Genomic DNA, 10,705 nt, shown 5'->3' with positions numbered 1-10,705 from the left:
CGACGACAACTGCTCCGCACTCAGCGGGAGGCGGGTGGGACGTGGCGTCAGCGCGTCCCGACCAGCTCCTCGTCGGCGGCCGAGGCCGCAGGCTTGTCGGACGCGTTCGCGGTCGACGGGTCGACGTCGGACGCGAGCGCGGACTCGTTCGACTCGTCCTCGTCGTCCGTGAACAGGTCCTCGACGTTCACGCCGTCGTACTGCTCGACGTCGAGGATGCCCTCACGCTTGGCCACGACCGTCGGCACGAGCACCTGGCCCGCGACGTTGACCGCGGTGCGGCCCATGTCGAGGATCGGGTCGATCGCGAGCAGCAGGCCCACGCCCGCGAGCGGCAGGCCCAGCGTCGAGAGCGTCAGCGTGAGCATCACGATCGCGCCGGTCAGGCCCGCGGTCGCCGCCGAACCCACGACGGACACGAACGCGATGAGCAGGTAATCCGTGAAGGACAGGTCGATCCCGAAGAGCTGGGCGATGAAGATCGCGGAGATCGCCGGGTAGATCGAGGCGCAACCGTCCATCTTGGTCGTCGCGGCGAGCGGCACGGCGAACGACGCGTACTCGCGCGGGACACCCAGGTTCCGCTCCGTCACACGCTGCGTGACGGGCAGCGTGCCGATCGAGGAGCGCGAGACGAACGCGAGCTGGATCGCGGGCCACGCGCCCTTGAAGTAGCTCGTGATCTTCAGCCCGTTGGTCCGCAGGATCACGGGGTAGACGACGAACAGGACGAGCGCGAGGCCGATGTAGATCGCGGCGGCGAACGTCGCGAGCGGGGACAGGAGGTCCCAGCCGTACTCCGCGACGGCGTAGCCGATGAGGCCCAGCGTGCCGAGCGGCGCGAGGCGGATGATCCACCACAGGACGGTCTGGATGATCGAGAGCGCCGAGCGGTTGAACGCGAGGAACGGGTCGGCCTTCTTGCCCGACTTCAGCGCCGCGATGCCGATGATCAGCGAGATCACGACGATCTGGAGGACGTTGAAGGAGATCGAGGTCGAGGCTCCCTCACCCTGCAGCTGCGTGCGCGCCTGGATGCCCAGGAAGTTGCTCGGGATGAAGCCGTTGAGGAAGTCGAGCCACGAGCCGGAGCCCGAGGGCTCGCTCCCGTCGGCCGTCGACAGCGTCGTGTTGGCGCCCGGCTGGAGCACGAGGCCCAGGCCGATGCCGATCACGACGGAGATCAGCGCCGTGATCGCGAACCACAGGATGGTCTGACCTGCGAGGCGCGCGGCGTTGGTGACGTTCCGCAGGTTCGCGATCGACGCGACGATCGCGGTGAACACCAGCGGCGGCACGATCGCCTTGAGCAGCGTCACGAACGACGAGCCGATCGTGTCGAGCGTCGTGGTCAGCCAGTTCGGGACCTCGTCGGGGGTACCTGCGCCGGACACGGGGCCCATCGACAGGGCGACCCAACCCAGCACGACGCCGAGGACGAGCGCGACGAGGATCTGGACGGTGAAGGAGGGGAGCTTGACGCGGCGCTTGGGTGCGGGGGCACCGTTCGCGGACTTCTCCGGCGCGGTGGTGGCCGCGGCCTGCGAAGAGGAGGAGGAGGGCACGGTTCTGCTTTCTTCGTCACGGGCACGTGGGGTGCCCAGGGATCGCGAGGATCGCGAGAGGGAGGGAGTGCAGTCGTCCCGGCCCGGGAGGTGAGGGAAGCCCCGACGCGACGACCGTGCCCCGCGGACGGGCGCACGCGCTCCACGGCGCAGATCCCCGCGCTCTGCGAGGCAGGGCGCGGCGGCGTGCCGACGTCAGGAGGGTGGGGAGGACTGCTGTGCGGGCCTGGGGCCCAGCGGTTCAGTGGGTCAACAACAGAGCGCGCTGGCGACTCGTCGCAGATCGACGTCACGGCGCGCGGTGAAGTTCCACCGGTTCAGCAAGGATTCGACTCCCGTTCGGGCCGGCCCGGGGGCCGGCGGTGCAGGCGATCGTCGCCCACGGCTACCGATGGTAGCCGAGGAGGGAACGTCGTCGGGCCACGGCGCTATTCCCTGGGACGCCCCGGGACGGCGCGTCCCTCCGTGCAGGGCGCGTCGCGCGTCCCGTCAGGGCGCGTCGATCCGCAGCGGGGCGAGGTCCTCCGGGACGGGCGAACGTCCCGGGCCCCCGGCCCGTACCCACCGGTGGAGGGACGCGCTCGACGCGTCGCCGGCCAGACGCTCGAACCAGACGGGCCCGTGCTCGGCGCGCGCTGCCGGGGCGGGACGCACCACGACCACGTCACCGCGCTCGCACGCGTCGAGACAGTCGACGAGCGTGAGCCCGGCGTCGCCCGACGCGGCGATGGCCTCGACGCGCGCGAGCTGGCCACCGGGCAGCGGGTCCGAGGTCCCGAGCGTCTCTCCCACGCACAGGCGGCAGACGGTGAGGCCGGGGACGGTCCTGCGCCGTCGTGCGGTCGCTCGTCCGCCGCTACTCACCGGTGTTCGGCGCGTCGAGGAAGGCCTTCAGGAGCGGACCTGCCGTGCCCGACCCGCTGTCCCCGGTCTCGACGAACACGGCCACGGCCAGGTCCCCCTGGATCGCGATCATCCACGCGTGCGCCTGGTTGCCGTCTCCGTACTGCGCCGTCCCGGTCTTCGCCCCGACCTCGCCGGGCAGGTCCGCGAGCAGCTTCGCGCTGCCGTCGGTGACGACCGAGCGCATGAGGCTGCGCAGCGTCGCGGCCTCGTCGGCCGTGAGCGCCGACGGTGTCGGGGTCTCGGCCGCGGCGGGTGTGACCTCGGGCCGCACCAGGACGGGCGAGACCCGCTCCCCCTTGGCCACGCTCGCCGCGAGGGTCGCCATGCCCAGCGGCGAGACCTCGACCTTGCCCTGCCCGATCATCGACGCGGCGTGCTCGGTGCCCCCTGCCTCGGCCGGGACGGAACCGAAGAACCCGGGAGCCCCGAGAGCGGCTTCGACGCCCAGGCCGAGGTCCGCGCCGGCGTCGTGCAGAGCCTGCTGCGAGACCGCGTCGCGCTGGGCGATCATCGCGGTGTTGCACGAGTTGGCGAACGCGGTGCGGAACGGCACGTCGCCGATCGCGGCCTTCGGGAAGCCGGGGACGTTCTGGAACTCTCGGCCGTCGACCGTGATGGTGGGGGTGCAGGACACGACCGTCTCGGGGGTCATGCCCGAGCGCAGCATCGCGAGCGCCGACGCGACCTTGAACGTGGAGCCGGGGGCGTACTTGCCGGTCGTCGCGGTCGACGTCCCGTCACCACCCGGGCCGCTCGCCGCGGCGAGCACGTCCCCGGTCGAGGGCTGGATCGCGACGATCGCGCTCGCCGACGGGACGCCGGCCAGCACGGACTCGGCCGCGATCTGCATGTCGGTGCGCAGCGTCGTCGCGAGCGGCACGCCCGCGACCGGTTCGACCGTGAAGACGTCGGTGACGTTCTCGACCGGGTCGGGCTCGCCGTCGCCGTCCAGGTCCACGCCGGTGTCCTGGCCGGCGCTGCCGTCGGCGACGACGCTCACCGTGATCCCGGGCGTCCCGCGGAGCTGGACGTCGTACTGCCGCTGGAGCCCCGACAGGCCGATCGTGTCGCCCGCGACGACCTGCCCCTCGGACTCCTCGACGGCCTCGGCGGTCGCGTCGCCCACGCGGCCCAGGATGGCCCGGGCGAAGGTACGGGTCGGCGCGAGGTCGAGCTGACCGTCGACGACCGCGGCGCCGTCGATCGCGCGCACCGCCCCGACGTCGATGCCCGCGGTGTCGTCGGTACGGACCACGATCGCCTCGACGAACGCCTTCTCTCCGGCCCCGGCGACCTTCTTCGCGTACGCCTCGGCGTCGATCCCGACGGCGGCGCCCACCTCGCGCGCGACGGCCTCCTGGCGCGCGGGATCGAGGTTCATCTTGTCGACGCCGATCCGGTAGACGGGTCGCGACTCGACGATGGGTCCGCCGTCGGCTCCCAGGATCTGGGCGCGCTCGGCGCGCACGCGGGTGACGGCCAGGCGGTCACCGTCCTTGAGGTCGGGGACCAGCACGTCGGGTTCCCACGCCACGGCCCACTCCTGGGCTCCACCGTCCGGCGAGTCCTGGAGCAGGAGGTCGACCGTGGTCTCGTAGGTCCAGGGCGTGGTGTCCGTGACGTTCCAGGTGTAGGCGAGCGTGGCGGTCGCCTGCTTGCCCTTGTCCTCGCCCTCGGTGGCGACGTCGACCTTGGCGACCGTGACCGTGTGGTCGGTCGCGGCCAGCGGCTCGAGCACCGCGTCACGGTGCGCCGCGACGTCGAGGTTCGGCTGGGTGAACGCGACGTCCGCGAAGTCCCCCTCGGCGATCGCGGCCGCGAGGTCGTCGGCTGCGCCGTCGGGGCTGGGTGCGTCCTCGCTGCACGCGGTGAGCGTCAGGGCGAGCACCGCCAGTGCGGTCGGGCCGAGCGCCCTGGCAGCGAGGCGTCGCGCCCCGATGCGCCTGTCGACCAGCTGCGTGCGAACCACGTGCTCCCCCTCGGTGCCCTGCGGCAGACGGTCCGCCGACGGGTCGGCGGAAGAGTTGACCCGGGCGTCCTCGCCCGCCTGCGAGGCTAGCCCACCCCCACGCGGGAGCGTGGCCACGGCGCGCACGTCTTCCCCGGAGCATCACAGGTTCTCCGCGTACGCGGTTCGCCGCGATGCGGTTCGCCGCGCCGGGACGCCGGGCCCTTCCTACAGTGGAGACGACCGGAGGAGGCACGGATGCCGAGGATCCGCACGGACCGGGGGCTCGACCGCCTCGTCAACTTCACCGACGCGTCGGTCGCGATCGCGATCACGCTGCTCGTGCTCCCCCTGATCGACCTCGTCACCGACGGCGAGGAGCACTCGGTCGCGTCCCTGTTCTCCGACGAGCGCGGGACCTTCCTCGCGTTCGGGATCAGCTTCGTGGTCATCGCGAACTTCTGGGTGGGTCACCACCGGGTGTTCGAGCACCTGCGGGACTACTCGAACGCGATGCTCTGGGCCAACTTCCTGTGGCTCGCGAGCATCGTGTTCATCCCCTTCACGACCCAGCTCCTGGCGGACGAGGGCACCGACGACCCGGCGGTCAACGCCCTGTACATCTCGGTGATGATCGTGACGACGGGCAGCCTGGCGCTCGTGGAGTGGCTGGCGGTCCGCGACCCCGACCTCCAGCGTCCCGAGGTCCGGGGCGAGCTCGAGGTGAAGGGCGCGCTCGTCGCGGTGCTGCTGCTGGTGGTGATCCTCGTGCTCGCGGTGGTCGCGCCGGGGATCGGGATGTTCTGGCTCTTCCTCCTCTTCCTGTCCGGGCCGTTGACCCGGTTGGCCGGGCGGCGCAGGGCCGGCCGGACGGACGAGGGGGCCGGGAAGGACGGCCGGGCCCCGTAGGGTCCGCTAGGCCGACGCCGTCCGCGCCGCCTCGCCCATCCGGCGGACGGCCTCCGTCAGCACCTCCTGGCTCGTCGCCAGGTTGAGCCGCACGTGCCCGGCTCCACCCGGCCCGAAGTGCCGACCGTCGTTGAGGGCGACCTTGGCCCGGTCGAGGAAGAAGCGGTACGGGTCGTCCGAGACCGACGACGCGTCGAGCCACGCGAGGTAGGTGCCCTGCGTCGGCTGGTAGCGGACCTGCGGAAGGTGCTCGTCGAGCAGGTCCGCGAGGAGCAGCTTGTTGCGCCGGACGCCGCGCAGGACCGCGTCGAGCCACGGGGTGCCGTGCGTGAGCGCGGCGGCGTGCGCGATCACGGAGACGTGCCCGACGCCGTGCACCACCTCCTCGGGGATGCGTCGCAGGTCGTCGGCCGCCTCGGGTCCGCCGACCGCGACGGCCGCCTTGAGGCCGGCAAGGTTCCACGCCTTGGAGGCCGAGAGGACCGCGATCGCGTTCTCGGCCCCCGCGACCGTGACGATCGGCGTGTAGGCGACGCCGGGTGCGGTGACGGGCGCGTGGATCTCGTCGGACACGATGCGCACGCCGTGGCGGCGCGCGAGGGCGGCGAGCGCCTCGAGCTCCGCGCGCGTGTGGACGGTGCCCGTGGGGTTGTGCGGGTTGCACAGCAGGTAGACGGCGCGCCGTCCGCTGCCCGGTCCGGTCCCGTTGAGCGTGGCCCCGGTCGCGTCGGCGAAGGCCGCGTCGAGCGTGTCGAGGTCGAGGCGGAAGTCCGAGGTGAGCGGCGCGGTGACGATCCGGCGCCCCTCGTTCTGCGTGAAGCCGAAGAACGGCGGGTAGACGGGCGGGCTGACCACGACCGCGTCGCCCGGCCCGGTGAGGACCTTGAGGATCTCCATGAGCCCGAGCATCACGTCGGGCATCATGCGCGTGCCTGCCGGGTCGAACGACCAGTCCCAGCGGCGCTTCGCGAACCCCGCGAGGGCCTCGGCGTACGTGTCGCCGTAGTCGTACCCGGTGTCGCCCGACCGCATGGCCTCGGTCACGGCCTCCACGACGGGCGGCGCGAGCTCGACGTCCATCTCGGCGACCCACAGGGGTAGCACGTCGGGGGCGTAGGCCCGCCACTTGAGGCTGGTCCGACGGCGCAGCGCGTCCGGGGTGAGGGCGTCGAGCGGGTTGTCGGTCGCGAAGGGTGAGGTGGTCACGGGACCGAGCCTACGACGGCTGCTACCGGGGGGCGGGCGCACTCCGGATGGCTCGGGCCTCAGTCGGTGGACGGCCCGGCCCGGACCCCGGACCGCTCGAACACGCCCTTGGGCAGCGCGAGCGTGGTCGTGGGGGTCTTGGTCCGCTCGGCCGTGCCCGACTCGGGAGCCTGCTCGTCGTCGTCGGGCTGGGCGGTGCGCGCACGACGACCGTGCGCCGGGGGCGCACCCGCGAGCACGGACCGGGAGACCCTCATCACGACGAACGCGACGACCGCGAGCGCCACGACCCCGATGACGACCTTCTGCAGGACGCCCGCGTACTCCTCGACCAGGTGCCAGCTCTCGCCCAGCGCGAAGCCCGCACCGACGAAGATGCTGTTCCAGATGAGGCTGCCCGCGGTCGTCAGGAGGACGAACTTGGGCAGGGGCATGCGGTCCACCCCGGCGGGCAGCGAGATGAGGCTCCGGAAGATCGGGATCATGCGGCCGAAGAACACGGCCATGCTGCCGTGCTTGTGGAACCAGGCCTCGGTGCGGTCGACGTCCTCGAGCTTGACGAGCGGCAACCAGCCGATGATCCGGCGCGTGCGCTCACGCCCGACGAGCGCGCCCACGTAGTACAGCGCGACCGCACCCACGAGCGACCCGACCGTCGTCGCGGCGACGGCGGCGAACACGTTGAAGCTGCCGCGGCTCGCGGTGAAGCCCGCGAGCGGCAGGATGACCTCGCTCGGCAGCGGCGGGAACAGGTTCTCGAGCGCGATGGCCAGGGCCGCACCGAACACGCCGAGCGTCTCCATGAGGGACACGGCCCAGCCCGCGACACCACCCAGGTCGGGATCGCCCGCGGCGGCCACGTGCACGAGGTCGACAGGGAGGTTCGCGAAGGGCATACGCAGACCCTATGTGCCCTGGACCGGACATTTCGACCTCGGCGAGGTCTCACCCGAGCACCTTCACGGCCTGTTCACGCGCGTGCGTCGCCGGACGGCCCGGAGCGCACACCCGGTGGGGCCGGTCGTCAGTACCGCCAGCGCGACATGTCCTGCTGATAGGTCCGGTAGACCACGGGTGACAGCAGCGTCGAGGCCTGCATGTCGACCTCGGGTCCCGGGTGGTCGCCCGCGAGCGTCGCGGTGGCCCGCAGCGAGTCGAGCGTGTGGAAGCGCAGCCCCTCGGGAAGCGGTGTCGCGGCGAAGAGGCGCGCCCCGCCGTCGGGCCCGAGGGTCCCGTCCGCCGTGGCCTCGCCCTGCCCGGCGGGAGGGAGCGACAGCACGAAGCCCCACTCGCCGAACGACGGCACGTTGACCGACAGCGGGACCACGGTCCGCCCGGGCGAGCCCGCACGCACGGTCGAGGCGACCTGCCAGAACGCGTGCGGCGTGAAGTACGACGACGTCGCCTGGGTCGCGTACACGCCCCCGGGCCGCAGGTGGTTCGCGACCATGGCGTAGAACTCGGTCGAGTACAGCTTGGCGATGCGCTCGTTCGACGGGTCGACCAGGTCGATCAGGACCGCGTCGAACGTCTGGTCCGTGGTGTCCATGAAACGGAACGCGTCGCCGTTGACGACGCGCACGCGCGGGTCGTCGAACGAGTGCTCGTTGAGTTCGCTCACCAGCCGGTCGGTCCGGGCGAGCTCGGTCACGGCCGGGTCGAGGTCCACGACGGTGACCTCACGGACGCTCGGGTACCGCAGCACCTCGCGCGCGAGCAGCCCGTCCCCTCCTCCGAGGATCGCCACCGACGCGGGCGCCGCGACCGAGGTGAGCGTCGCGTGCGCGAGCGTCTCGTGGTACCTCGCCTCGTCGAGCGAGGAGAACTGGAGCTGGTCGCTCAGGTAGAGCCGGACGTCGTCGCCGAAGCTCGTCAGGACGAGCTTCTGGTAGGCAGTCGACTCGTAGCGGACCACCGGGTCCTGGTAGAGGCGCGTGTTGATCGCGCCCTCGATCGCGCTCGACGCCGCGAAGCACACCACGAGGAACACGACCGTGAGCCGCGCGAGCCACGTCCAGCGCGTGCGCCGCCCCATGCGCCGCAGCATGAACACCGCGACCAGCACGTTGAGCAGCGCGACCGCGTACGCCGTCCGCATGAGCCCCAGGTACGGGAGCATGACGAACGGGAAGAGCAGCGACGCGGCGAGCGCCCCGAAGTAGTCGACCGCGAGGACCTTCGACAGCAGCCCGACCGACTCGTCGCGCCCGTGCTCCTTGAGCAGCGCGACGAGCAGCGGGATCTCGACGCCGATCCCCACGCCGAGCGCGAGGGACAGCAGCACGAAGACGAGCCAGTAGACCTCGGTCAGGCTGAACGCCGCGTAGAGGATCAGGACCGAGCTGCCGCCCAGCAGGGCGAGCGAGACCTCGTTGCGCACGAAGTTCAGGCCCGGGTTCGTGGCCAGGCGCGTCGCGAGGAGGGATCCGATCCCCATGCCGAACAGCGTCAGGCCCGTCGCGACCGAGAACGCGACGACCGAGTCGCCGAACAGGTAGGACGCGGCCGTCCCGAGGATCAGCTCGTAGATGATCCCGCCGACCGCGACGAGCAGCGCGGCCGCGAACACGGTCGGCTTGTCCATGCCACGGCCCGACGGCGGCGCACCCGCCGCGGGCGGCGCGTCCCCTGCGGGCGGCTCGCCTCCTGCGGGCGGCGCGTCCCCTGCAGGCGGCGCGGTCTGCGCGGCCTGCGTCTGTGTCTCGCCGGCCACGGTCAGGAGAGGATCGTCCCCGCGATGATGATGCCGATGGCGACGGCCAGCCCGGCGATCATGATCCCGAAGGCCGTGTTGTGCTCGTCGACGAGCTCGCGGTGCAGGTTGAGCTTGAAGAGGTAGTTGACGACGACGATCGTCAGGACGAGCAGGACGATGCCCAGCACCGAGTAGACGATCGTGGACAGGAAGGCGTCGAGGCGCAGCTCGGCGAGGCTCATGGTGGCTCCAAGGGTGGTGGGGACGGACGCTGTGCGAGGGGTCGTGCTCGGGTCGTGCTCGGGTCGTGCCTGGCGCCGGCTACTTGCCGAGGCCGCCGCCACCGCCGCCGTACACGGATCGGCGGTAGCAGGTCTGGTCGGTCGTGAGCGGGTCGCCGCTCGCGTCGTACTGCTGCTCGACCGTGCGGGGCGTGCAGTCGTCGTCGTCGACGTCGCGGTCCCCGCACGCGGAGAACAGGCCGATGCCCGCCGCGAGGACCAGGACGAACGCGACCACGGGGTTGACCTTGGTGTCGCGCGGCGCGACGCGCCTGCCGAAGTGGGCCTTCTGCCCCGCGACGTCCAGGACGGTGCCGTGGTAGAGGTCGATGACGCGGTCGTCGAACTTCTCGAGCGACAGGACCATGTCCTGGGTGCGGAGCTCGGCGTAGGCGACGCGCTGGCCCACCGTCAGGTCGTAGGTGAACGACCCGTCGAGCGACGCGATGGTCCCGACCCCGACCTCCGTGACCTTCGTGCGGTACTTCTTCCCGCTGAGCGTCACGGTGACGACCTGGCCCGTGCGCATCCGCGTCGGGTCGAGGGCCTCCTCGGACTCCGCAGGGCGGTAGAGCGTGACGGCCTTCGTGTCGTGGTCGTACTCGACCCAGAAGTCGAGGTTCTCGTACCCGAGGACCTCCCACTCCTCCCAGTAGTACGTGACGCCGTCGCTCGGGTCCTGCTCGCCGTAGACGACGACTCCCTGCGGCAGCGAGCGCCACGGCGGCGCACCGATCAGGTGCTTGCCGAGCGACATGCGCGCCCGGGGTCGGCGCGCCCTCACAGGAGGGTCCGGACGGCGACGTCGGCCGCGGCGAAGGTCTCGCGCAGCAGGCTGCGCGTGTCCTCCTCGAAGCTGCCCGACGACGGTGCGCGGCAGGTCGTCAGGGTCACGTAGGCCGTGCCGTCCTCGGGCCACGTGTGGACCGCGAGGTGGGACTCGGCCAGGAGGGTCGCCATGCTGAAGCCCTGGGGCGCGAAGCGGTGCGAGGTCTCGCCGAGCGGGGTCAGCCCGGCCCGGTCGACGACCTGGGAGAGGCAGGTGCGGACGGTGGTCTCGTCGTCGAGGAGAGCGGGGTCCCCTCCCGAGATGTCGAAGACGTAGACGAGGTTGCGGTTGACCGGATCGGTCGGCACATGTTCTCCCTGAGCAGCGGCTGGCGGCGTCACGGTAGCGGATGCCTGATGTTCCCGA

The 10,705-nt window shown here is 71.8% G+C and carries 10 protein-coding genes; 1 reads left to right on the top strand and 9 read right to left on the bottom strand.

Annotated elements, in window-relative coordinates; translation table 11 throughout:
* Positions 1 to 47: 47 nt before the first annotated feature.
* From H9640_RS07535 to H9640_RS07525, 3 genes are all read right to left on the bottom strand, one after another.
* On the bottom strand, positions 48 to 1,565 hold the full coding sequence (locus H9640_RS07535; RefSeq protein ID WP_191790108.1) for a dicarboxylate/amino acid:cation symporter: 1,518 nt from the start codon (positions 1,563 to 1,565) through the stop codon (positions 48 to 50).
* A 489-nt stretch (positions 1,566 to 2,054) separates the two neighbouring features.
* Positions 2,055 to 2,357 carry a beta/alpha barrel domain-containing protein gene (locus tag H9640_RS07530; RefSeq protein ID WP_307824263.1) on the bottom strand — a complete coding sequence of 101 codons (303 nt, stop codon included), beginning with the start codon at positions 2,355 to 2,357 and terminating at the stop codon, positions 2,055 to 2,057.
* Between the two features lie 64 nt (positions 2,358 to 2,421).
* Complete coding sequence (locus H9640_RS07525) at positions 2,422 to 4,440, bottom strand: penicillin-binding transpeptidase domain-containing protein (protein WP_318243698.1); 2,019 nt, start codon at positions 4,438 to 4,440, stop codon at positions 2,422 to 2,424.
* A 237-nt stretch (positions 4,441 to 4,677) separates the two neighbouring features.
* On the opposite strand from H9640_RS07525, the gene H9640_RS07520 reads away from it, so the two are divergent.
* Positions 4,678 to 5,328 (top strand): TMEM175 family protein, encoded by a 651-nt coding sequence (locus tag H9640_RS07520; RefSeq protein WP_191790106.1) that lies wholly within the window; start codon positions 4,678 to 4,680, stop codon positions 5,326 to 5,328.
* 6 nt (positions 5,329 to 5,334) lie between these two features.
* On the opposite strand, the gene H9640_RS07515 is transcribed toward H9640_RS07520, so the two are convergent.
* The 6 genes from H9640_RS07515 to H9640_RS07490 all read right to left on the bottom strand — a co-directional run bounded on the left by H9640_RS07515 (position 5,335) and on the right by H9640_RS07490 (position 10,647).
* Complete coding sequence (locus H9640_RS07515) at positions 5,335 to 6,534, bottom strand: MalY/PatB family protein (protein ID WP_191790105.1); 1,200 nt, start codon at positions 6,532 to 6,534, stop codon at positions 5,335 to 5,337.
* Between the two features lie 59 nt (positions 6,535 to 6,593).
* Positions 6,594 to 7,430 carry a DedA family protein gene (locus H9640_RS07510; protein ID WP_191790104.1) on the bottom strand — a complete coding sequence of 279 codons (837 nt, stop codon included), beginning with the start codon at positions 7,428 to 7,430 and terminating at the stop codon, positions 6,594 to 6,596.
* 128 nt (positions 7,431 to 7,558) lie between these two features.
* Positions 7,559 to 9,247, bottom strand: coding sequence for a polyamine aminopropyltransferase (locus tag H9640_RS07505; RefSeq protein ID WP_318243697.1), 1,689 nt, complete (start codon positions 9,245 to 9,247; stop codon positions 7,559 to 7,561).
* 2 nt (positions 9,248 to 9,249) lie between these two features.
* Positions 9,250 to 9,471, bottom strand: coding sequence for a DUF350 domain-containing protein (locus H9640_RS07500; RefSeq protein ID WP_191790103.1), 222 nt, complete (start codon positions 9,469 to 9,471; stop codon positions 9,250 to 9,252).
* Positions 9,472 to 9,550: 79 nt separating this feature from the next.
* Positions 9,551 to 10,267 carry a DUF4178 domain-containing protein gene (locus H9640_RS07495; protein WP_191790102.1) on the bottom strand — a complete coding sequence of 239 codons (717 nt, stop codon included), beginning with the start codon at positions 10,265 to 10,267 and terminating at the stop codon, positions 9,551 to 9,553.
* A 23-nt stretch (positions 10,268 to 10,290) separates the two neighbouring features.
* Complete coding sequence (locus H9640_RS07490; RefSeq protein WP_191790101.1) at positions 10,291 to 10,647, bottom strand: S-adenosylmethionine decarboxylase family protein; 357 nt, start codon at positions 10,645 to 10,647, stop codon at positions 10,291 to 10,293.
* Between the last annotated feature and the right edge of the window lie 58 nt (positions 10,648 to 10,705).

It is taken from the genome of Oerskovia gallyi, assembly GCF_014836745.1.
GTDB lineage: Bacteria > Actinomycetota > Actinomycetes > Actinomycetales > Cellulomonadaceae > Oerskovia > Oerskovia paurometabola.
The sequence above is the reverse complement of the archived record's forward strand: the minus strand, read 5'-3'. Positions and strand labels throughout refer to the sequence as shown.